Origin of the sequence: Bradyrhizobium campsiandrae, from assembly GCF_014529705.1 — a bacterium.
In the GTDB taxonomy this organism is placed as follows: Bacteria; Pseudomonadota; Alphaproteobacteria; order Rhizobiales; family Xanthobacteraceae; genus Bradyrhizobium; species Bradyrhizobium campsiandrae.
Genome location: NZ_JAANIH010000104.1, coordinates 1 through 21,516 on the forward strand (window position 1 = coordinate 1; position 21,516 = coordinate 21,516).

A 21,516-nucleotide genomic window follows, 5' to 3' on the forward strand; every position below is an offset into this window, starting at 1 on the left:
CCTTCTTCGATCGGAGCAATACAGGCCTCAATGATGTCCTATCTAACTACCGGATGGACAATCATTGAAACGATGAGTGCCGATTCGTGCGACCTCCCGCCCAGCAAAACCCCTCATTTTCTGAGCCTTCGATGCACATTCTCCTGCTTGGTTCCGGCGGCCGCGAACATGCTCTGGCGTGGAAGATCGCAGCCTCTCCCCTCGTGACCAAACTCTGGTGCGCGCCCGGCAATGCCGGCATCGCGCGCGAGGCGGAGTGCGTGGCGCTCGATGTCGCCGACCATGCCGCCGTGATCGCGTTCTGCAAGCAGAACAAGGTCGAGCTGGTCGTGGTCGGGCCGGAGACGCCGCTGGCGGCCGGCATCGTCGATGACCTCACCGCCGCGGGCATCAAGGCGTTCGGGCCGAACAAGATCCCGGCCCAGCTCGAAAGCTCCAAGGGCTTCACCAAGGCGCTCTGCACCGAGTTCGGCATTCCAACCGGGGCCTACAAGCGATTCACCAATGCCGATGAGGCGCGGGCCTATGTGCAGAGCCAGGGCGCGCCGATCGTGGTGAAGGCCGATGGCCTTGCCGCCGGCAAGGGCGTCGTCGTCGCCAAGTCAGTGCGCGAGGCGGAGGACGCCATCGCCATGATGTTCGAGGGCGCCTTTGGCGAGGCCGGCGCGGAGGTCGTGATCGAGGAGTTTCTCGCAGGTCGCGAGATCAGCTTCTTTGCGCTGTGCGACGGCGTAACAGCTATTCCGCTCGCCTCCGCGCAGGACCACAAGCGCGTGTTCGACCACGACGTCGGCCCCAACACCGGCGGCATGGGCGCCTATTCGCCGACGCCCTTGGTGACGCCGGCCGTCCACGACGCCATCATGGCCAAGATCATCCTGCCGACGGTCGCAGGCATGAAGCAGCGCGGCACGCCGTTCCGCGGCGTGCTCTATGCCGGCATCATGCTGACGACGCAGGGCCCAAAACTGTTCGAGTTCAACGTCCGCTTCGGCGACCCCGAATGCCAGGTGCTGATGCTGCGCATGATGAGCGACATCGTGCCGGCGTTCCTCGCCGCCTGCGACGGCCAGCTGAAGAATTTTGACCTGCGCTGGTATCCGGAGTCGGCGCTGACCGTGGTGATGGCCGCAAAGGGCTATCCCGGCGACTATCAGAAGGGCACGCGGATCGAGGGGCTCGATGACGCGGCCAAGGTTGACACTGTCGAGATCTTCCACGCCGGCACGGTTGCGAAGGACGGCGCCATCCTCGCCAATGGCGGCCGCGTGCTCAATGTCTGCGCGTTGGGCGCTGATGTGACCGAGGCGCAGGCGCGCGCCTATCAGGCCGTCGACCTGATACGCTGGCCGGAGGGCTTTTGCCGCCGCGACATCGGCTGGCAGGCGGTGGAGGCGGAGAAGGCCAAGGGCTAGCGCGCGTCATTGCGCCCCCACATCGTCATCGCAGAAATGCACAATTGTCTGTTGGGGTTAGCAACCCCGATGATAATACCGCTACTGTGCATGGGGTTGTTTTCGAGTCTTTGTCGAGGCCCCCTCGCGACTGACTGATCAAGGATGCAGAAGATGTCCGATCTCGCCGACCTCTATCCCGGTTTTGCCTCCGAATGGATCAACACCTCGTTCGGCCGCATCTTCGCCCGCGTCGGCGGCGAGGGGCCGCCGCTGCTGCTGTTGCACGGCTTCTCCGAGACCCATGTGATGTGGCACCGGATCGCGCCTGCGCTCACGGATGCCTTCACGCTGATCATCGCCGACCTGCCGGGCTATGGCTGGTCCGACATGCCCGAGAGCGATGCGCTGCACATGCCCTACTCCAAGCGCGCGATGGCGAAAGCGATGGTCGAGATGATGGAGCGCCTCGGCCACGTCCGCTTCGCGCTCGCCGGCCACGACCGCGGCGGCCGGGTGTCGTATCGGTTGGCGCTCGACCATCCCGGCCGGCTGTCGAAGCTCGCCGTGCTCGATATCCTGCCGACCTATAATTACTGGGAGCGGATGAACCGCGCCTATGCGCTGAAGATCTATCACTGGGCTTTTTTGGCCCAGCCCGCGCCGCTGCCGGAGACGCTGATCGCAGGGCAGGGCGAGTTCTTCCTGCGCTTCAAGATGGCGAGCCAGACCAAGTCGCGGACGCTGGACGCGATCGACCCGCGCGCGCTCGCGCACTACCTCGCCCCGTTCCGCGATCCCGCCCGCATTCACGCGATGTGCGAGGACTACCGCGCCGGCGCCACTATCGATTACGACCTCGACAAGGCCGATTACGACTCGGCTAAGAAGATCACGGTCCCGATGCTGGCGCTGTGGGGCGGCGCCGGCATCGCCCAGGCCGCCGCGACCCCGCTCGATGTCTGGAAGCAATGGGCGACGAATGTCGACGGCATGCCGGTTGATTCCGGCCACTTCCTCACCGAGGAGAACCCTGACGTCACCGCCCGCGCGCTGCGGGCGTTCTTCGCCGGCAGCTAGCGCCGCTCGCGAAAGAACTCCTTGAGCAGCCGCGCCGCCTCGCTTTCGCCGACCCCGGAATAGACGTCCGGGGCGTGGTGGCAGGTCGGCGAGGCAAAGAACCGCACGCCCGATTCGACCGCGCCGCCCTTGGGGTCGGCGGCGCCGTAATAGAGCCGGCGGACCCTTGCAAAGGAGATCGCGCCCGCACACATGGTGCAGGGCTCCAGCGTCACGTAGAGGTCGCAGTCGACCAGGCGCTCGCTGCCGATCTTCTTCGCCGCCTCGCGCAGCGCCACGATCTCGGCGTGGCCGGTGGGGTCGTAATCGGTCAGCGTCCGGTTGGCGGCGGTGGCGATCACCTCGTAATTCCGGACGATGACGCAGCCGATCGGAACTTCGCCCGCCTTTCCGGCGTTTTCGGCCGTTTTGAGCGCCAAATCCATGAAAGAGGGGGCTTTCAAGCCTCGTATCATCCGAAGAAACCTGCTAGTAGCTGCGCCTTCAGCAGAAGTGCTAACCCGATTTCGCCTGAGCATGCGGCTCTGAATGAGCGCGCACAATGCGTCTGGCCACCCCTTAAGTGAGATTACTCATGCCTCGCGACAGCGACAAAGACAACGATTCCCGCGGCCGGCGAGGCCCGCCCAAAGGCGGCCGCAGCGGCAAGCCGCGCGGCCCCGACAAGAAATTCGCCAAGCGCGGCTTCGAGGGCAAAGGCGACCGCGACAGAAGCCCGCCCCGCGGCGACCGCGACAGCCGTCCCTTCCGCCGCCGCGAGGAGGGCGATGCGCCGCGCCGCGATTTTTCCGATCGACCCCGCTTCAAGCGCGACGATCGTGGTGCTGAAGGCCGCGGCGAGCGCAGCTTCAAGCCGCGCGGCGACCGGCCGTCCTCCGACCGCGGATCGCGCGATGGCGAGGAGCGCGCCTTCAATCCGCGTGGGGATCGTCCGTCCCGTGGCCGCGACGACCGTCCGCCGCGCAGCCGCGATCGCGACGACGCGCGTCCGGCCGGCCGTTTCGGCGACAAGAAGTTCGGCGACAAGCGGCCCTATGCGCCCCGTGGCGATCGCCCGGAGCGCAAGTTCGACGGCGAGCGCAAGTTTTCGCGCGACAATTTTTCGCGCGATCGCGGCGAGCGGAGCGATTCCAAGCCGTGGCAGAAGCGCGACGACGACCGTCCGCGCAGCGACCGCCCGCGCAAGTCTTTCGACAAGGATTTCGGCGGCCGCGATCGCAGCCAGGAAAAACCCTGGCGTCAGCGCGACGACCGTCGCGAGGGCGGCCGGGGCGAGGACCGTCCGCGCTTTTCGCGTTCGCGCGATGATCGTGGCTCGGGTGACCGTCCGTTCCGCGACCGTCCGAAATTCGATCGTCCGCGCGAGCGCCCGGAAGGTCGGATGGACTGGCAGGAGCATCCGCGCAGCGAAGGCCGCTTCCGCGACCGTCCGCGCCGCGACAACGAGGACGACAGCCGTATCTTCGAAAAGCGTCCCGCCTTCGGCGGCCGCGGCGCCTATCGCGAGCGCGATCGTGATTTCGAGGGACGTCCGCGCCGGGAGGAAGCGCCGAAGCCGAAGAAGGCGGGCGAGCGCATCGCCAAGGTATTGGCCCGCGCGGGCCTCGCCTCACGCCGCGACGCCGAGGAGATGGTCACGCAGGGCCGCGTCACCGTCAATGGCCGCGTCATCAACTCGCCGGCGCTCGACATCACCACGAACGACGTCGTTCTGGTCGACGGCAAGCCGCTGCCGGAGCGCGAGCGCACGCGGTTGTTTCTGTATCACAAGCCGCGCGGGCTGATGACGACGCATGACGACCCCGAGGGCCGTCCGACCGTGTTCGAGAACCTGCCCGAAGGCCTGCCGCGCCTGATCTCGATCGGCCGGCTCGACTTCAACACCGAGGGACTGCTGCTGCTCACCAATGACGGTGGCCTCGCCCGCACGCTGGAGCTGCCCGACACCGGGTGGCTGCGCCGCTATCGCGTTCGCGCCCATGGCGACATCACCCAGGCGCAACTCGACCAGCTCAAGGATGGCATCGAGGTCGACGGCGTGAAATACGGGCCGATCGAGGCGACGCTTGAGCGCGACCAAGGCGCCAATGTCTGGCTGGTGTTCGCGATCCGCGAAGGCAAGAACCGCGAGGTGCGCAATGTCTGCGCCCATCTCGGGCTCGAGGTCAACCGGCTGATCCGCGTCTCCTACGGTCCGTTCCAGCTCGGAGAGATTCCGGAAGGCCAAGTCGAGGAGGTTCGCGCGCGCGTCTTGCGCGAGCAGCTCGGCGACAAGGTGATTGAGAAGTCGGGCGCGCAGTTCGACGTTCCGAAGAAGCCGTCAGGCGAGAGCGAGAAGACGTCCAAGCGCGCCGTGATCGCCGACCGCAAGGGGCGCCGCGTGCTGGTGCAGCGCACCGGCAGCGAGGAAGCGCGCGAGCGCAATGAGCTGGAGGCCAGCGGCTACGGCCCGCCGCGTCGTCCCAAGCGTGGCTATCACGGCAAGCGCGACCTGACGCCGCGGGACGAATAGCATGCGCGTGGTCGGCGGCCGCTTGAAGGGGCGCAATCTTGCCTCGCCGTCGTCGCGCGACATCCGCCCCACGGCGGATCGCTTGCGCGAGTCGGTGTTCAACATCCTCGTGCACGCCTACGACGATCCGATTCAAGATGCGCGCGTGCTCGATCTCTTTGCCGGCACGGGCGCGCTCGGCATCGAGGCGTCCTCGCGCGGGGCGAAGTTCACGCTGTTCGTGGACAACGGCGCGGAGGCGCGGGCGTTGTTGCGTAACAATGTGGAGTCGCTGGGTCTCGGCGGTGTGACAAAGGTCTATCGTCGCGATGCGACCGATCTCGGCCCTGCGCATCCTGTCGAACCATTCTCGCTGGTGTTCCTCGATCCGCCCTATGGCAAGGGCTTTGCGGAGAAGGCGCTCGCGTCCTTGCGCGATGGCGGCTGGCTGACGCCGGGCGCGCTACTGGTCGTGGAGGAGGCGAAGGCCGCGCAGTTCGTCACGCCGGAAGGGTACGAGGAGCTGGAGCGGCGCGCATATGACGATACGGAGTTTGTGTTTTTGAAACACGGCGCGTAACTCACCGCCGCCCGAACAGCTTCTCGACATCCGCGAGCTTCAGCTCGACATAGGTCGGCCGGCCGTGATTGCACTGGCCGGAGTTCGGCGTTTCCTCCATCTCGCGAAGCAGCGCGTTCATCTCCTCGGGCCGCAGCCTGCGGCCGGCGCGCACCGAGCCGTGGCAGGCCATGGTGGCGGCGACATGCATCAGGCGGCGCTCCAGCGGCAGCGCCTCGTCCCATTCAGCCATGTGCTCGGAGAGGTCGCGGAGCAAACCGCCGGCATTGGTCTTGCCGAGCAGTGACGGCGTCTCGCGCACCGCGACTGCGCCCGGGCCGAAGGACTCGATCGCAAGGCCAAAGGAAGCCAGCTCCTCGCTGCGATCGAGCAGGCGCTCGACCGTGGCCTCGTCCATCTCGACGATCTCGGGGATCAGGAGGATCTGCCGCTGCACGCCGTTCGTCGCCAGCGAAGCCTTCAGCCGCTCGTAGACGATGCGCTCGTGCGCAGCGTGCTGGTCGACGATGATCAGGCCGTCGCGGGTCTGCGAGACGATATAGGTCTCATGGATCTGCGTGCGCGCCGCGCCGAGCGGACGATCGACGAGATCGGTCACGGGCTGTGGGTCGAACCGCACATCCGCACTCGGTGCGCCGACGTCGAACGCCGCCTGCGCGCGTTCGGCGAAGGCGGTGACGCCTTCGAATGAGGGCATCGGTGCGACCGGAGCGGATGGCGAGGCGCGCCAATCCCAGCTCGCCGGACGCGGCGGCGTGAAAGCCGGCCGGAACGAGGACAAGGCGCTCTCGCCGCTGTTGGCGGCGGTGCGGCGGCCCTCGCGCGCGAGACCCTCCTTCAGCCCATGCACGATCAGAGCGCGCACGAGGCCCGCATTGCGGAAACGCACCTCGGTCTTGGCCGGATGCACGTTGGCATCGACCTCGCGCGGGTCGAGTGTGACAAACAGCGCCAGCACCGGATGCCGGTCGCGCGGCAGATAGTCGGCATAGGCCCCGCGCACCGCGCCGAGGATCAGCTTGTCGCGCACCGGCCGGCCATTGACGAAGAGATATTGACCGAGCGCGTTGGCTTTCGTCAGAGCCGGTGCGGCCGCATAGCCGGCGACGACGACGCCGTCCCGTTCGGCATGGACTTCGAAGGCGTGGCTGCGGAACTCCGCGCCCAGAATATCGCCAAGCCGGGTGAGCCGTCCGGCCGCGCCGGGCAGCGCGGCGGCCCAGGTCACCGGCGCGCGCTCTTCGCCCGCGAGCGTAAAGGCGATGTCAGGCCGGGCCATCGCGAGGCGGCGGACCACTTCGCGGATCGCTTCGGCTTCCGTACGGTCGGTCTTCAGGAACTTCAGCCGCGCCGGGGTCGCGTAGAAGAGGTCGCCAACCTCGACGCGCGTGCCGTGCGCCAGCGCCGCGGGCATGATCTCGGACTTCTCTCCGCCCTCGACGGTGAGAGCCCAGGCATGCGCCTCGTTCGCATGCCGCGTGGTGATGGACAGACGCGCGACCGAGCCGATCGACGGCAGCGCCTCGCCGCGGAAGCCGAGGGTGCGGATCTGGAGCAGGTCCTCGTCATCGAGTTTGGACGTGGCATGGCGCTCGACCGCGAGCGCCAGATCCTTCGCCGTCATGCCACTGCCGTCGTCGGTGATACCGATCCGGCGCCGGCCGCCGCCATCCGTGAAGACATCGATCCGACTGGCGCCGGCATCGATCGCGTTCTCGACCAGCTCCTTGACCACGCTCGCCGGGCGCTCGACCACCTCGCCGGCGGCGATGCGGTTGACGACCTGTTCTGGAAGTTGACGGACGGGCATGGAGCGACTCGGGCGACGTTCGGGCGTTCAATTTAATCCCGCTAGCGCGCAATTGCATGGGGCAAGTCCTGGATGCCCACATGCCGCTTGCCTCGGAACAGGCTTCTCAATCGTCGAAGCGACCGCCACGTCCGGCCTTGACGTCGCTGCGGCGCTTCTTGCCGTCGAGCCGGCGTTGCTTGGAGGCGAAGGTTGGCCGCGTCGCGCGGCGCGGCGTCGGCCGGATCATGGCTTCGCGCAGGATGTCGACCAGCCGGTCGATGGCATCCTGCCGATTGCGTTCCTGGGTGCGGAAGCGTTGCGCGTGGATCACGATGACGCCATCCTTGGTCATGCGCTGGCCGGCGATGCGGGCGAGCCGGATCGCCGCGTCCTCGGGGATCGTCAACTTGCTCGTGTCGAAACGCAATTGCGCCGAGGTCGCGACCTTGTTGACGTTCTGGCCGCCGGGGCCGGACGCGCGAACGAAGCCAATCTCGATGTCGTCTTCGTCGATGACGAGGTCGCGGGATATCCGCAGCATGGCGCACCATCAGTGATACCAGGACATATCCCGGAGATTCAAATTCGGCAATGGCGCGTCAAGGCAAATAAAAATGGCCGGGCCAAGCCCGGCCATTTGCAGGAAGCGTCGCGAGACGTCAGTTCGACTTCGTCGCCGGTGCGGCGGCCGGTTGCGCCGCCGCCTGGGGCGCGCGGCCGACCACGACGGTCAGCAGCCCCTGGCCCCATAGCCGCTTGGCGGCGGCCTTGGCGTCGTCAAGCGTCACTGCGTCGACGATGGCGTTGCGCTTCTCGATGTAATCGATCGGCAGCTTGTCCTGCTGGTATTGCAGCAGCGCCTGGGCGAGTTTGGAGGAGGTGTCGAGCGCCAGCATCTGCGAGCCCTTGAGATAGGACTTGGCCTCGTCGAGTTCTTTCTGGGTTGGGCCCTCGTCGGCAATGCGGCGCACCTCCTTCTCGATGGCGTCGATGGTGTCGCCGGCCCGGTCGGCGCGGGTGCCGGTGTTGCCGATGAAGATTCCCGAATGCTCCATCCAGAGCAGCGATTCGAACACCGAATAGGCCAGCCCCCGCTTTTCGCGGACTTCATGATAGAGCCGGGACGACAGCCCGCCGCCGCCGAGGATATGATTGACGACATAGGCCGCCATGAAGTTCGGGTCGCTGCGCATCACGCCAGGGCCGCCGAATGTGATGACGGTCTGCGGCACGTCGAGTGGGACGAAGGCGCGCTGCGGCGGCTTTGCGGCCTCGACGTCGGGGACGGGCGCCAGTGCGGCCTTGGCAGGCAAGCTGCCAAACGTAAGGTCGAGCAGCTTGCCCAAGGTCGCCGGATCGACGTCGCCGACCACCGCGACCTTCAGCGTGTCCCTGGCGAGGATGCGGCCGACATAGTCCTTCATGTCAGCGACGGTGATGGTCGGCACGCTTTCCAGCGTGCCCGTGGTCTGCCGCCCATACGGATGGTCGCCGAACGCAATCTCCAGGAATTTGCGGCTCGCGAGCGAGGTCGGGTTGGTGGTGTCGCGGCGCAAATTCGAGATGACCTGCGAGCGGATGCGCTCGACATCGGCCGTATCGAAATGCGGGGAGGTCAGGGCCGAGCGCAACAGGTCGAAGGCCTCGTCCTTGTTGTCGCGCAGCATGCGCAGGCTGCCGCGGAAGGTGTCGCGGCTGGCGCTGAAGGACAGCTCGATGGCGCGGCGATCGAGCCGCTCATGGAACGTCTTGGAGTCCAGATCGCCGGATCCCTCGTCGAGCAGGTCGCCGACGAGATTGGCGACGCCGGGCTTGTCCTTGGGATCCTGCGCCGAGCCGCCGGCAAAGGAATATTCCATGGCGATCAGCGGCACGGTTGCGTCCTGCACGAACCAGGCCTCGATGCCACCAGGCGAGACCAGGCGCTGGATCTTCGCGGCGGCTTGCGACGGCGAGATCGAGGCGAGCGCGAGCGTCACGCCGGCGACGAAGGACAAGGCGAAATGGCGAGTGCGAAGGAAGGGATGAGTCACGAACGCTTCTCCTCGCGCTTGGCGACACTGGTGTCCTTGATCAGATAGCCCGTCACCGAGCGCTTCTTCTCGAGCCATTTCTGCGCAACAGTGCGAACCTGCTCGGCTGTCACGGCGCGGATGCGGTCGGGCCAGCTTCTGATATCCTCGATCGACAGGCCCGTGGTCAGCGCGCCGCCATACCAGCGCGCCAGCACGGCCTGATTGTCCTGGGCGTAGATCGCTTCCGCAATGAGCTGGGTCTTGACCCGCTCGAGATCCTCTGCGCGGATCGGGTTCTGGGCGACATCGGCGATCACGCCGTCGATGACCTGCTCGATGTCGGCGAAGCCAACACCCGGCTTCGGCGAGGCCGAGATCGCGAACTGGCTCGGATCGAGCGAAGTGCTCGAATAGCTGGCGCTGGCGGAGACCGCGAGTGGCTTGTCGACCACGAGCGCGCGGTAGAGATAGGAGTTGCTGCCGCTGCCCATCAACTGCGCGAGGACGTCGAGCGCGGCACTCTCACCGGCCGCAGCCGTCGTCGCCGAGGGCACCAGATAATAGCGCCGCAGGCCCGGCTGCTCGACGCGCGGGTCGGCCAGCGTGACGGTGCGCGGCGCCGCAGGCTCCGGCTCCTGCGGACGGATGCGACGCGCGGGGATCGCCGGCTGGGCCGGGATCGGGCCGAAATTGCGTTCGACCAGCGAGCGGACGTCGTCGGCCTCGACGTCGCCGGCGATCACCAGGATCGCATTGTTCGGCGCGTAGAAGCGGCGGTAGAAGGCCAGCGCGTCCTCGCGATCGAGCTTCTCGATCTCCTGGTGCCAGCCGATCACCGGCCGGCCATAGGGATGGTTGAGATAGAGCGCGGCCATGATCTGCTCGTTGAGCCGGGCGTCGGGATTGTTGGCGACGCGCATGTTGTACTCTTCGAGCACGACATCGCGCTCAGGCAGCACGTTCTCGTCCTTGAGGATCAGGCCGGTCATGCGGTCGGCCTCGAACTCCATCATGGTCGGGAGCTGCTCCTTGGGTACGCGCTGGTAATAGTTGGTGTAGTCGACAGAGGTCGAGGCGTTCTCGTTGCCGCCGACGCGGAGCACGGTCTGGGAGAATTCGCCGACCGGATGCTTCTCGGTGCCCTTGAACATCAGATGTTCGAGGAAGTGGGCGAGACCGGATTTGCCCGGCGTCTCGTCGGCCGAGCCGACCTTGTACCAGATCATCTCCGTGACCACGGGCGTGCGGTGGTCCGGGATCACCACGACCTGAAGGCCGTTGGGAAGCGTGAAGCTGGCCGGCGGTGCTGATGTGACCGTGGTCTGGGCGAATGCGCTGCCGACGAGGACAGTCGACGTCGAGAGCAGCGCGGCGAGGAGGCAGGCAACCGATCGGTGTGAGGACATCACGATCCTTGTAAAGGCCCGGACCCTGATGTCCGGGCGTGAAAGCACGGCATGCTACACCGCGCGGCTTTGAGCTTCGGGTCACGAAGCAGAGAACGCCGTCAGTCTATACTTAAAAACAGGTCATCTGCCGCGTCCGGCCTACACCGGATGTTTGCGGCGGTTTCGCGCCCGCGCGAGACGGGCCAGGAGCTTACTGCTCCTTCTCCTTGCCGGACATGATGTCGTAGTACATCCGCCGCGACTTGTCCTCGCCGGCGCCATAGGCATAGCTCGACGAAGGCGTCTGATAGCCCGGCGGCGGCTCGGTCAGCGACTGGCGCGGCGGCTCGCTGGTGAACTGCTTGGCCTCGCCCTTGTTGTTCGTCATCATGTTCCACAGACCGCCGGTGAAGCCGAGCTGGGCCGGGCTCAGCGACGGGTTGGCGTTGGTCCCTGGCTGAATCGGATCGTTGTTGGTCCGCTCGGGAGCCGCCGTCCTGCCGGCGTTCAGCTCGGCGGGGGTCAGCGGCCGGGCCGCCTGCCAGTTCTCCGTTGCCTTGGATTCCTTCTTTCGCTGGGCGATGGCTTCCTTGCGGCGCTTCTCGTCAGGATCCTTGGGCCAGTTCGGCGCGTTCTTGGCCTCGGTGCCGGCGGGCGGCGGCAGGTCGAGCTTGGGCGGCACCACCAGCGGCGATCGCTCCCGGTACTCGATGCCCTTCTTCTCCATGCTCTTGGCGCCGATGCCGGACATCAGGTTGTCGATGATCCTTTCCTCGAAGGTCATCCCGTCATCCTCGTCCTCGTCGTCGCCGGCGCGGACCGGGCCTGCCGACATGACGAGACCGATGCCGAGTGCGACGGCCGACAATCTCAGCGCCAGCCAAAGTCCCCGCCGGGGGTCTCGACCCATCGAACCGCTGGTCTCGGAGCTGCGCATGCCTATACCTGTTCCATATCGTGGCAGTCTTGATCGTGGCAGTCTTGAGTGTGCCGGATTTGATGCACCAGTCTTGATGTATCAGTCTTGCCGCGTCCCGCGCGGCCACCCTCGCCAAGCAAGGTTCCGCCTTCGGCCCGTATCGACCGGGATCAGGGCGCTTTTGCGGCGGGTACCCCCAGGAAGGAATCATACAATAGGGCCGCGACCCCAGCAACGATGGCCACGTCCGCCAGGTTAAAAACGTACCAATTATAGGTATTTCCGGCGATTTTGACATGGAGCAGGGCGAAATCGACCACCGCGCCATAGGCGAGGCGGTCGATGCCGTTGCCGATGGCCCCGCCGATGATCATCCCGAGGGCGATGGTGGCGAGCCGGGTCTGCGACCTCGCCATCCAGATCCCGAGTGCGATCACCGCGATGACCTTCACCGCCATCAGGGCGAACTGGGCGGCCTGGCTGTCGTTCTGGAGCCAGCCGAAGCTGATCCCGATGTTCCAGGCCAGCACCAGGTCGAAGAACGGCATCACCTTCACCACGCCGCGGCGGGCGAGGTCGAAGACGTTCAACAGCCACAGCTTCGAGGCCTGATCGGCCACGAGCGTGACCATTGCCGCGAGGACGCCGGCTCGGAGCGGGGTCATGGCCGACCGATCAGACGCTAACCCCGAGCGCCTTCCATTCGCGCAGCGCCTTGGCATCGCGCGGGGTGACGTCGGGATATTCGGCGTCCTCGCCGACAGCAGGCGAGATCTTCCAGGAGCGGGCGCATTTGGTACCGACCGCCTTCTCGACCACCACCGCGACGCCGGGCACGGCGTCGAGACGGAACGCAGAATCCGGCGCCTCACCCTCGCGCACCTCGTAGTTCGAGGTGATGCAGATTTCGGCGAGATCGGTGTCGAACAACGTCGCCAGCATGTTGCGGTCGGCAACGTAAATCACCGGCGATGCCTCCAGCGAGGAGCCGATGTTCTTGGCGGCGCGCTCGAGCTCGAGCGCGCCGGTGACGACGCGGCGGACGTCGCGGATGGTCTCCCACTTCGCGGCCAGCTTGTCGTCGCGGAACTGTTCGAGCCCCTCGGGGAAAAGCGTCAAATGAATCGACGGCGCCGCATTCGGCCGGAACATCCGCCAGGCTTCGTCGGTCGTGAAGCTCAGGATCGGGGCGAGCCACTTCAGGATCGCGTCGCACAGGATGTCGATCGTGGTCAGCGCCGCCTTGCGCGCCACCGAGGACGGCGGATCGCAATACAGCGTGTCCTTGCGAATGTCGAAGTAGAACGCCGACAGGTCGGCGTTCATGAAGGCCGAGAGGGTTGCGACGACGGTCTTGTAGTCGAATGCGGCATAGGCCTTGCGGATCGTTTCGGCATGACCGGCCAATTCGTGCAGCATCAGCCGCTCGAGTTCGGGCATGTCGGCGCGAGCGACCTTCTCGGTGGGCTTGAAGTGATGCAGCGTGCCGAGCATCCAGCGCGCGGTGTTGCGCAGCTTGCGATAGGTCTCGATGGTGTTCTTCAGGATCTCCGGACCGATGCGCTGGTCGTCGGCATAGTCGGTGGCGCAGACCCACAGGCGCAGGATGTCCGCGCCCGAATCCTTGATCACCTTCTGCGGCTCGACGGTGTTGCCGAGCGATTTCGACATCTTGCGGCCGTTCTCGTCGAGCGTGAAGCCGTGGGTCAGCACGATGTCGTAGGGCGCGCGGCCGCGCGTGCCGGCGCTCTCCAGCAGCGAGGAGTGGAACCAGCCGCGATGCTGGTCGCTGCCTTCCAGATACATCACGGTGTCGTTGCCGCCGTCAACCTTGCGGACGATGTTGCCGAGCTGCGGGAAGTTCTGACGGTCTTCGAGCACGAAGGCGTGGGTGGAGCCGGAATCGAACCAGACGTCGCAGATGTCGTCGACCTTCTTCCAGTCCTCAGACGCGCGGGACCCGAGAAAGCGCTCGCGCGCACCCTCCACGTACCACGCGTCGGCGCCTTCCTCGACGAAGGCCTCGATGATGCGCTGGTTGACGATCTCGTCCTGCAGGATCTCGGCCGAACCGTCGGCCTTCTCGCGCACGAACACGGCGATCGGCACGCCCCAGGCGCGCTGACGCGAGATCACCCAGTCCGGACGGTTGGCGATCATGCCGTTGATGCGGTTCTCGCCCGACGGCGGCACCCATTGCGTGACCGAGATCGCGTGCAGCGCACGGGCGCGCAGCGTGTCGCCCTTCTTCGCATGGCCGTCCTCGCTGATGTCCTTGTCCATCGCGATGAACCATTGCGGCGTGTTGCGGAAGATCACCGGCTTCTTGGAGCGCCAGGAATGCGGATATTGGTGCTTGAGGCGGCCGCGCGCCAGCAGCTTGCCGCCCTCGATCAGCGCCTTGATCACGGCCTCGTTGGCATCGCCCTTCTCGCCCTTGTCGTTGAGCACGCGCTTGCCGGTGAAGCCGGGGGCTTGCGTGGTGTAGGCGCCGTTCTCGTCGACGGTGTAGGGGATCGCGGTCGAGATGCCGCGTGCGTCGAGCTCGCGGGTATTGGCCATCCAGACGTCGAAGTCCTCGCGGCCATGGCTCGGCGCGGTGTGCACGAAGCCGGTGCCGGTGTCGTCGGTGACATGCTCGCCGGCGAGCAGCGGCACGATGAACTCGTAACCGCCGCCGAAGCCGCGCAACGGATGGGCGCATTCGACGGCGTCCAGCGTTTCGCCGGGAATGTCGCGCACCTTCTCGTAGGTCGTGACGCGCGCCTGCTTGAACACCTCCGCGGCGAGCGCATCGGCCAGGATCAGCAGATCACCGGTTCTGGCCCAATTGTCCGCGGGCGCATCCGTCACCTTGTAGAGGCCATAGGCGATCTTCGGCGAGAACGAGATCGCGCGGTTGCCCGGCAGCGTCCACGGCGTGGTGGTCCAGATCACGACGCTTGCGGAGGCCAGCGCGCCATGCGCCGGCGAGGTAACCGGGAATTTCACCCACACCGTGTCAGAAGTGTAATCCTCATACTCGACCTCGGCCTCGGCCAGCGCGGTCTTCTCGACCACGCTCCACATCACCGGCTTGGAGCCGCGATACAGCGTGCCGTTGGCGGCGAACTTCATCAGCTCGCGGGCGATCTGGGCTTCGGCCGGATAGCTCATGGTCTGATAGGGATGGTCCCAGTCGCCGATGATGCCGAGCCGCTTGAACTCCTCGCGCTGCACGTTGATCCAGTGCGTCGCATAGGCGCGGCACTCTTTCCGGAATGCGACCATCGCGGCGGAGTCGCGGAAGTCGGGCTTCTGCTTGCCCTTCTTGCGGTAGTTCTCCTCCTCGATCTTCCATTCGATCGGCAGGCCGTGGCAGTCCCAGCCGGGCACGTAGTTGGAGTCGAAGCCGAGCATCTGCTGGCTCTTGGTCACGACGTCCTTGAGGATCTTGTTCAGCGCGTGCCCGATATGGATGTTGCCGTTGGCGTAGGGCGGGCCGTCATGCAACACGAATTTGGCGCGGCCCTCGGCTTCCCGGCGCAGCTTGTCGTACAGCCCGATGTCGTTCCAGTATTTCAGGATCTCCGGCTCGCGCTGGGGCAGGCCGGCGCGCATCGGGAATTCGGTCTGCGGCAGGAACAGGGTCTTCGAATAGTCTTTGGCGTCGGATTTTTGCGGCTTTTCGGACATGAGGCTGACTGGGCTCGGAATGGCGCGGAAACGGATGGCGATGCGGAATCGCGGGGTGAAACGACAAAATCCCGGTCTTGCGCCGAGCCTTGAGGCTCAGGCGGAAGCCGGGCCGCTAATCCCTATGATGCGCCGCGCAAACATGGGCTCTCCATAGCAGCCGGGCGGGGCAAGCGCAAAGGTCGGGCGGGCCGGCCTCGGGCTTCAATCCACGGTCCCAAGCCGGGGAAACGCGCCCGGGGCGGCGGCCAGCATGGCGCGGGCACGGGCGGAATCGTCGTCCATCTGGCGGATCAGGGCGTCGATATCATTGAATTTCAGCTCCTCGCGGATGAAGCCAATAAAGGCGCAGTCCAGCGACTGGCCGTAAAGATCGCCCTTGAAGTCGAACAGGAAGATTTCGAGGAGAGGGGCGCCATTATCAAAGGTCGGGCGGCGGCCGAAGCTCGCCACCCCGTTCAGCCGCTCAGCTCCGCGGCCGACCCGCACCGCGTAGATGCCGTGCTTCAGCCCGCAATTGGCATCGAGCCGGATGTTGGCGGTGGGATAGCCGAGGTCGCGACCGCGCTTCTCGCCATGGATGACCTCGCCGGTGATGAACCAGGGCGCGCCCAGCATGGCGGTGGCCTCGTCGAGTTGCCCCTCGGCGAGCGCGATCCGGATGGCGCTCGAGGACACCGGCCGCTCATCGATATCGACATGGGCCTGCACATCGACCTCGATACCGAGCCGGGGGGCCTCGTTGACCAGGAGACTCGGCGAGCCGACGCGGCCTTTGCCGAAATGGAAGTCGTAGCCGACCGCAATCCCGCTGACGCCGAGGCGCTCGATCAGGTCATGGTGAATGAAATCTTGCGCGCTGGTGCCGGCCCGCGCCTTGTCGAAGGTCATGACCACGGCGCCGGCGAGCCCGGTCCCGGCCAGAAGCCGCAGCTTGGCGCGCTCGTCCGTGAGGCGGAATTGCGGGGTGTTGGGGCTGAAAAATCGCCGCGGATGCGGCTCGAAGGTCAGCGCCAGCGCAGGGCGGCCATGCGCCCGGCCCATTTCCAGGGCCGCGGCGATCACGGCCCGGTGGCCCAGATGGACCCCGTCGAAATTGCCCATGGCGACCACCGCCCCCTTCAGGATGGCAGAATCCGGCGTGGTGTCGCGGATAACGGTAAATTGCGGGGCCATCAGGGGAATTCTCGAGCCGGCGGGATTAGCCGGGACCGTGGCTTGACCCGGCCAATGAAGTCAAGCGGGCGGATCTGGCCGGTAAGGAACATGATTTCGGCCCGGCAAGGGCCGCCCAGTTAACGCGCTGTTTAACGCCTTGGTGCTAGTGCTTGGGAGGTGGAACTGAGGGGCTCAGGCCTGTCGGGTCCGTTTTTGAATATTCCTGGGTATGCGTTGGGGGAGTCGAGATGGCGGTTGATTTGTCGATGCCGGTTCTGGTGGTGGATGACTACAGCACCATGATCCGTATCATCCGGAATCTGCTGAAGCAGCTTGGCTTTGATAATATCGATGATGCCAGCGATGGTTCGGCAGCGCTGAACAAGATGCGCGGCAAGAAGTACGGGCTCGTGATTTCCGACTGGAACATGGAGCCGATGACGGGCTACGACCTGCTCCGCGAAGTGCGGGCCGATCCCAACCTTGCCACCACGCCCTTCATCATGATCACGGCGGAATCGAAGACCGAGAACGTGATCGCGGCCAAGAAGGCCGGCGTGAACAACTACATCGTCAAGCCGTTCAACGCGGCGACGCTGAAGACCAAGATCGAGGCGGTCTTCCCGGACATGGCGAGCGCGTAAGCGCGCAGCCCTCAGCCGAATTTGGAAAGCCCGGGGCGCTCGTCCCGGGCTTTCTGCATTTCTCACCCTACCACTTCAATTCGCGCATCAGCGCCTTCGGCGGATGGCCGAACAATTCCAGCACTGACTTCGGATCGAGCTGGTCGAGGCCCTCGAATTCCTCGGCATGAATGCCGCGGGTGACGAACAGGCAATCGATGCCGAATTCGCGCGCGCCGGTCAGGTCGGTGCGGACGGAATCGCCGATCGCCAGCACCTTCTTCCGGTCGATGGGATGGCCCTGGCGCTCGCCGGCGAGCGCCATCGCGCGCTCATAGATCGGCCGGTGCGGCTTGCCGTAGAAGATCACCTCGCCGCCGAGCTCGCGGTAGAGCTCGGCGATGGCGCCGGCGCAATAGATCAGCCGGTCGCCCCGCTCGACCACGATGTCGGGATTGGCGCAGACCAAGGTCAGCTTGCGCTCGCGCGCCTTCAGCATCATGCCGCGATAGTCTTCAGCGGTCTCGGTCTCGTCGTCGTAGAGGCCGGTACAGACGATGTAGTCGGCGTCTTCCAGCGGCGCGGTCGTCGCATCGAGGCCGCGATAGATCGAGTTGTCGCGCTCGGGGCCGAGCCAGAACATCTTGCGGCCGGGATGCTCGGCGACATAAAGCCGCGTCAAATCGCCCGAGGAAACGATCGCGTCGTAAGTTTCGTCGGCGACGCCGAGCTTGCGCAATTGCCGTTGCACGGAATCGGCCGGACGCGGCGCGTTGGTGATCAGGATCACCGTACCGCCGTGGCTGCGATAGGTGTGCAGCGCCTCGCAGGCCTCGGGGAAGGATTCCAGCCCGTTATGGACCACGCCCCAGATGTCGCTCAGCACGACGTCCACCCCGCCCACGAGTTCGCGGAGGCTTTGCGCGAAATGCAGAGTGGTCATGATGCGCGCGGCCGATCAGATGCGGCGCGCGAGCGCCGCGTTGCCGGTAAGGCGTTGTGACGGGGCGGCAGGCGTCGCAGCTGACGTTGCGCTCGATATTGTGCCTGATGTTGCGCTTGGGCTTGAAGTACCGGAACCATTGGATCCCTGAATGTCGTGCGCCTGAGATGGCGAGGCCACGCCGGTAGCAGATGCCCCCTCAGGCCGCAATGGCCGGGGCGGCGCGAACAGAAAGCCCTGGCCGAACCGCACGTCGTAGTCGAGCAGGTCGACCACTGCGCGTTCGCCCTCGATCCGCTCTGCGATCAGGTCGATGCCAAAGCGGCCGAGCAGGTCGGACAGATCGGACGGGTGAATGTCCGAGGCCGAGGCCTGCTTCGGATCAAGCAGGAGGGACGCGGGGACCTTGATGAAACGAACGCCGCGATCGGCGAGCTCGCGCGGCTCGATCCTGAGGTCGGTGACATGGTCGATCGAGAAGCGGAAACCGCGCTGCGCGAGCGCGGCGAGATTTTCGGTCTCGGTCGGACCAAGGCCACGAAAGGTCGACTGCTTGAACTCCAGCACCAGCGACGGGGCGAGGGCCCGGTTGGCTTCGAGGAAGTCGAGGCATTGCGCGAAGGTGGTGGAGTTGCCGAGCGTGGAGGCCGCAATGTTGCAGAACACGCCGACATCCTTGTTACGCACCATGAGGCGGCGCAACACCTGCACGCAGCGCAGCAACACCATGTTGTCAATGCGCCCGATCAGTCCGGAAGCTTCCGCGATGCTGATGAACTCCTCGGCGGCGATCAGCTGGTCGCGTTCGTCGCGCACCCGGGTCACGGCTTCATAGAAGCGGACCTTGCGCTGCGGCAGCGTCACCATCGGCTGCAGGAAGATGTCGATGCGGTTCTCGTCGATGGCGTTGCGCAGCGTCGCCAGCAATTGGGTCTGGTTACGACCGTTGACGGCCTGAAGGGCGTTGGCGGTCCGGGCCTGGGCGGCTGGTGCCGCCGGCCGCGGCGGCGATGCAGGAAGTGGGGGAGGCGCTGCCTGGCGCTCCTCGACGGGCGCAATCAGATCGACCGGCGCGTCCGTCTCCAGCCGGGCGACGGGGGTGGGAGAGGGCGCCGGCGCGCTGCCGGCCAGCAGATCCTCGTGGGTCGACACCGTGGCGGCGAGCTGCCTGACCAGTCCGCCGAGCTCGTTGATCTCGCCGACCACCGACTGGACGCGATCGGAATTGGCCGAATTGGACGAGGCGATGCGGCCCTCGATCGCAGCCAGACGCCGTCCGAACTCGGCCACCTGGCGGGCGAGGTCGGCGGTGCCGCGCGAGAGATCGGCAATCTGGCTGCCGACGTCGCTGCGGTCGCGCAGCCGCATCGAGACCGCGTTGTAGAGGATCAGGAAGGTCAGGGCGGTCAGCGCCACGATCGCGGATTCGGTTCCGCTGATGCCGGCGACCGCGTAGAGCACGAGCCCGAGCGAGGCCGCGACCAGAACCATGCAGATGGCGATGAAGATCGTCGAAATGCGAATCATGCCGCGCGCTGCGTCCTCAAATGATGCCCACCCGGGAAAACACGGGCCCGAACGGGCACATTCTTCCCAGTCGGCCAGACCTTAGCATCATCGGTGATTCGTGGGGATAGTGGCGGGATCAGGACGGTGCGGCGGCGCCAACCGTGTCGGCCGAGACGGCCTCGCGGCTGCCGAGCGGCTTGGGCCGCCCGGTGGTGGTGTCACGGAGCGTTTGCCGCTCGATCTCCGAGTTCAGTTCGGCGCCGAACATGACGACGATCGCCGACATCCACATCCACATCATCAGGCCGATCGCGGCGCCGAGCGAGCCGTAGGTCGCGTTGTAATTGGCGAAGGCCGAAAGATACCAGGAGAGCAGCGCGGAGCCTGCGATCCAGAGCAGGGCGGCGGTGACGGCGCCGATGCTCAGCCATTGCCAGCGTGGCGCGTCGCGGCTTGGGGCAAAGCGATAGAGAATGGCGAGCGCCGCCAGCAGGATGACGAGCAGTAGCGGCCAGCGCGCCAGCGCGACGATCAGCTTGCTTTCCGGCGCGATGCCGAGATGATCAAGGGCGAGCGGGAACGCGACCACGGCTCCCACCATCAGCAATAGCGCGACGATGCCGCCGACCGTGAAGCCAAGCGAAATCAGGTTCAGCTTGATGAAGCTGCGCTTCTCGCGCTCCTCATAGGCGACGTTGAGGGCATCGAAAATGGATTTGACGCCGGCGTTGGCGCTCCAGACCGCAAGCACGAGGCCGAACAGGAAAGTGGCGCCCAATGCCGTATTGCCCTTCGACACCACGCGCGCGATCTGGTCCTGGACGATCTGGAACGTACCCGCAGGCAACATCATCGCGAGCGTTTGGAGATTGTCGGTGATCGTCCGGGGATCGGCGAACAATCCATAGGACGAGACCAGCGCGGTCACGGCCGGAAAGATCGCGAGCAGCCCGAAGAACACCACGCCGCCGGCGGTGGCGAGCAGGCGATCGTCGTCGATGCGCTTGTAGGTGCGCCAGAAAATATCCTTCCAGCCCGCCCAGGGGATTTGGAGCGGGCTTTTCGAGCGCCGGCCGTGGCCGGGCTGCACGGCCGCGCGTGCCGGGTTCGTTTCCGGTGAATTTGCTTCGTTGTTGCGACGCTCTTGCCGCGGTCCCGGCCGGATCAGCCCGGACTCCTGAAAATAGCGTTCTGCGGTCAGCACGAACATGGCTGTAGCGGCGACCAGCAGCCAGCTGTCGAGTTGCCCGCTCTGCCGTGCCGGCATCATGCGTCCTGTCTGCGGGCGGGGCGGCGCCGGCGCGCCGCGGTGAAGCCGACCAGGGTGAGAGCCGCGACCATCAGGCCAAGCTGCACGGGCCGGTTGACGCGCGACACGTTGCCGTCGGGGCCGCGTTCGCCCGGCGCGAGCGGCGCCAGCGGGATCGTCGTCGCCACTTCCTTGAGCGCCTGCTTGACCGTTCCGCGCGGGATCCGCGGTGTGGCGATCGCCACGCGCATGCGGCTGGCGAGCGGCACGATCGGCCGGGTCCTACGGTTCATTTGCGCCATCGCCACTCCGGCGCAGATCGCAGCCAAGACCAGCAGCACCGCCGCGACGGCACCAAGGCCCCAGAATTGCCCGTAAGTGATTGCGACCCAGCGGTAGAGGGCGATCAGGCCGACGAAAAAGGCCGCGATCACGAACAGCCCGGCCACCGCGAACAGTCCCGCCGCGACCGCATAGGACGTGACCCGTCCGGTGGTCTGGCTGGTGCGGTCGCGCAGATAGGACTGCGCGGCGCGCTTGAGATGATTGAGTTTCAGCGCCATGCCGGCGCGCAGCAATTCGCCCGATGGCGCGAGCATGTGCACATCCTCCGAAAGCGAGACATTCATCGGGGGATGAACGTGGCGGAATTTGACTTGTTCCGAGCGCCCGCTCGATCAGCCGAGATCGGCGGCCGCGA

18 protein-coding genes are annotated in these 21,516 nt (G+C 65.9%); 5 read left to right on the forward strand and 13 right to left on the reverse strand.

Annotation, left to right across the window (positions count from 1 at the left end):
- Positions 1 to 131 precede the first annotated feature (131 nt).
- Both purD and G8O24_RS40275 read left to right on the forward strand, forming a co-directional pair.
- A complete protein-coding gene (gene purD, locus G8O24_RS40270; protein WP_188108043.1) occupies positions 132 to 1,415 on the forward strand; it encodes a phosphoribosylamine--glycine ligase in 1,284 nt (427 codons plus the stop codon).
- Between the two features lie 153 nt (positions 1,416 to 1,568).
- On the forward strand, positions 1,569 to 2,474 hold the full coding sequence (locus G8O24_RS40275; RefSeq protein ID WP_188108044.1) for an alpha/beta fold hydrolase: 906 nt from the start codon (positions 1,569 to 1,571) through the stop codon (positions 2,472 to 2,474).
- Here the strand turns inward: G8O24_RS40275 and G8O24_RS40280 are convergent.
- The gene (locus G8O24_RS40280; RefSeq protein WP_188108045.1) at positions 2,471 to 2,929 is read right to left on the reverse strand and encodes a nucleoside deaminase; all 459 of its coding nucleotides are present in this window, start codon (positions 2,927 to 2,929) and stop codon (positions 2,471 to 2,473) included. The genes G8O24_RS40275 and G8O24_RS40280 overlap by 4 nt on opposite strands.
- Positions 2,930 to 3,048: 119 nt before the next feature.
- Here G8O24_RS40280 and G8O24_RS40285 point away from each other — a divergent pair, with 119 nt between their 5' ends.
- The gene (locus G8O24_RS40285) at positions 3,049 to 4,986 is read left to right on the forward strand and encodes a pseudouridine synthase (RefSeq protein ID WP_188108046.1); all 1,938 of its coding nucleotides are present in this window, start codon (positions 3,049 to 3,051) and stop codon (positions 4,984 to 4,986) included.
- Position 4,987: 1 nt separating this feature from the next.
- On the forward strand, positions 4,988 to 5,545 hold the full coding sequence (gene rsmD / locus G8O24_RS40290; protein ID WP_188108047.1) for a 16S rRNA (guanine(966)-N(2))-methyltransferase RsmD: 558 nt from the start codon (positions 4,988 to 4,990) through the stop codon (positions 5,543 to 5,545).
- Between the two features lies 1 nt (position 5,546).
- Here rsmD and mutL read toward each other — a convergent pair whose 3' ends face one another.
- From mutL to G8O24_RS40330, 8 genes are all read right to left on the reverse strand, one after another.
- Positions 5,547 to 7,355: a DNA mismatch repair endonuclease MutL gene (gene mutL / locus G8O24_RS40295; RefSeq protein WP_188108048.1), complete on the reverse strand. Its 1,809-nt coding sequence runs from the start codon at positions 7,353 to 7,355 to the stop codon at positions 5,547 to 5,549.
- A gap of 106 nt (positions 7,356 to 7,461) precedes the next feature.
- Positions 7,462 to 7,878, reverse strand: a complete 417-nt coding sequence (arfB, locus tag G8O24_RS40300) for an alternative ribosome rescue aminoacyl-tRNA hydrolase ArfB (protein WP_188108049.1) — start codon at positions 7,876 to 7,878, stop codon at positions 7,462 to 7,464.
- 118 nt (positions 7,879 to 7,996) lie between these two features.
- Positions 7,997 to 9,370, reverse strand: coding sequence for a M16 family metallopeptidase (locus tag G8O24_RS40305; RefSeq protein ID WP_188108050.1), 1,374 nt, complete (start codon positions 9,368 to 9,370; stop codon positions 7,997 to 7,999).
- Positions 9,367 to 10,758 (reverse strand): M16 family metallopeptidase, encoded by a 1,392-nt coding sequence (locus G8O24_RS40310; protein ID WP_188108051.1) that lies wholly within the window; start codon positions 10,756 to 10,758, stop codon positions 9,367 to 9,369. The genes G8O24_RS40305 and G8O24_RS40310 overlap by 4 nt, the downstream gene beginning before the upstream one ends.
- Positions 10,759 to 10,951: 193 nt before the next feature.
- A complete protein-coding gene (locus tag G8O24_RS40315; protein ID WP_188108052.1) occupies positions 10,952 to 11,677 on the reverse strand; it encodes a hypothetical protein in 726 nt (241 codons plus the stop codon).
- 152 nt (positions 11,678 to 11,829) lie between these two features.
- Positions 11,830 to 12,324, reverse strand: coding sequence for a signal peptidase II (gene lspA, locus G8O24_RS40320; RefSeq protein WP_188108053.1), 495 nt, complete (start codon positions 12,322 to 12,324; stop codon positions 11,830 to 11,832).
- A 10-nt stretch (positions 12,325 to 12,334) separates the two neighbouring features.
- Positions 12,335 to 15,334 carry an isoleucine--tRNA ligase gene (ileS, locus tag G8O24_RS40325; protein WP_188108054.1) on the reverse strand — a complete coding sequence of 1,000 codons (3,000 nt, stop codon included), beginning with the start codon at positions 15,332 to 15,334 and terminating at the stop codon, positions 12,335 to 12,337.
- A gap of 204 nt (positions 15,335 to 15,538) precedes the next feature.
- A complete protein-coding gene (locus G8O24_RS40330) occupies positions 15,539 to 16,510 on the reverse strand; it encodes a bifunctional riboflavin kinase/FAD synthetase (protein WP_188108055.1) in 972 nt (323 codons plus the stop codon).
- 230 nt (positions 16,511 to 16,740) lie between these two features.
- On the opposite strand from G8O24_RS40330, the gene G8O24_RS40335 reads away from it, so the two are divergent.
- Positions 16,741 to 17,136: a response regulator gene (locus tag G8O24_RS40335; RefSeq protein WP_027551917.1), complete on the forward strand. Its 396-nt coding sequence runs from the start codon at positions 16,741 to 16,743 to the stop codon at positions 17,134 to 17,136.
- A 67-nt stretch (positions 17,137 to 17,203) separates the two neighbouring features.
- Here G8O24_RS40335 and G8O24_RS40340 read toward each other — a convergent pair whose 3' ends face one another.
- From G8O24_RS40340 to G8O24_RS40355, 4 genes are all read right to left on the reverse strand, one after another.
- Positions 17,204 to 18,058 carry a TIGR01459 family HAD-type hydrolase gene (locus tag G8O24_RS40340; protein ID WP_188108056.1) on the reverse strand — a complete coding sequence of 285 codons (855 nt, stop codon included), beginning with the start codon at positions 18,056 to 18,058 and terminating at the stop codon, positions 17,204 to 17,206.
- A 15-nt stretch (positions 18,059 to 18,073) separates the two neighbouring features.
- Entirely contained in the window at positions 18,074 to 19,585 is a 1,512-nt protein-coding gene (locus G8O24_RS40345; protein ID WP_188108057.1) for an EAL domain-containing protein, read from the reverse strand.
- A gap of 118 nt (positions 19,586 to 19,703) precedes the next feature.
- Positions 19,704 to 20,834 carry a YihY/virulence factor BrkB family protein gene (locus G8O24_RS40350; protein WP_188108058.1) on the reverse strand — a complete coding sequence of 377 codons (1,131 nt, stop codon included), beginning with the start codon at positions 20,832 to 20,834 and terminating at the stop codon, positions 19,704 to 19,706.
- Entirely contained in the window at positions 20,834 to 21,415 is a 582-nt protein-coding gene (locus G8O24_RS40355) for a phage holin family protein (RefSeq protein ID WP_188108059.1), read from the reverse strand. The genes G8O24_RS40350 and G8O24_RS40355 overlap by 1 nt, the downstream gene beginning before the upstream one ends.
- Between the last annotated feature and the right edge of the window lie 101 nt (positions 21,416 to 21,516).

Bases quoted from the DNA above. Each gene is read 5' to 3' on its own strand.
- ileS (WP_188108054.1), bottom strand. From the start codon at position 15,334: ATGTCCGAAAAGCCGCAAAAATCCGACGCCAAAGACTATTCGAAGACC.
- lspA (WP_188108053.1), bottom strand. From the start codon at position 12,324: ATGACCCCGCTCCGAGCCGGCGTCCTCGCGGCAATGGTCACGCTCGTG.
- G8O24_RS40330 (WP_188108055.1), bottom strand. From the start codon at position 16,510: ATGGCCCCGCAATTTACCGTTATCCGCGACACCACGCCGGATTCTGCC.
- G8O24_RS40335 (WP_027551917.1), top strand. From the start codon at position 16,741: ATGGCGGTTGATTTGTCGATGCCGGTTCTGGTGGTGGATGACTACAGC.
- purD (WP_188108043.1), top strand. From the start codon at position 132: ATGCACATTCTCCTGCTTGGTTCCGGCGGCCGCGAACATGCTCTGGCG.
- rsmD (WP_188108047.1), top strand. From the start codon at position 4,988: ATGCGCGTGGTCGGCGGCCGCTTGAAGGGGCGCAATCTTGCCTCGCCG.
- G8O24_RS40280 (WP_188108045.1), bottom strand. From the start codon at position 2,929: ATGATACGAGGCTTGAAAGCCCCCTCTTTCATGGATTTGGCGCTCAAA.
- G8O24_RS40285 (WP_188108046.1), top strand. From the start codon at position 3,049: ATGCCTCGCGACAGCGACAAAGACAACGATTCCCGCGGCCGGCGAGGC.
- G8O24_RS40350 (WP_188108058.1), bottom strand. From the start codon at position 20,834: ATGCCGGCACGGCAGAGCGGGCAACTCGACAGCTGGCTGCTGGTCGCC.
- G8O24_RS40315 (WP_188108052.1), bottom strand. From the start codon at position 11,677: ATGCGCAGCTCCGAGACCAGCGGTTCGATGGGTCGAGACCCCCGGCGG.
- G8O24_RS40340 (WP_188108056.1), bottom strand. From the start codon at position 18,058: ATGACCACTCTGCATTTCGCGCAAAGCCTCCGCGAACTCGTGGGCGGG.
- G8O24_RS40275 (WP_188108044.1), top strand. From the start codon at position 1,569: ATGTCCGATCTCGCCGACCTCTATCCCGGTTTTGCCTCCGAATGGATC.
- arfB (WP_188108049.1), bottom strand. From the start codon at position 7,878: ATGCTGCGGATATCCCGCGACCTCGTCATCGACGAAGACGACATCGAG.
- G8O24_RS40355 (WP_188108059.1), bottom strand. From the start codon at position 21,415: ATGCTCGCGCCATCGGGCGAATTGCTGCGCGCCGGCATGGCGCTGAAA.
- G8O24_RS40345 (WP_188108057.1), bottom strand. From the start codon at position 19,585: ATGATTCGCATTTCGACGATCTTCATCGCCATCTGCATGGTTCTGGTC.
- mutL (WP_188108048.1), bottom strand. From the start codon at position 7,355: ATGCCCGTCCGTCAACTTCCAGAACAGGTCGTCAACCGCATCGCCGCC.
- G8O24_RS40310 (WP_188108051.1), bottom strand. From the start codon at position 10,758: ATGTCCTCACACCGATCGGTTGCCTGCCTCCTCGCCGCGCTGCTCTCG.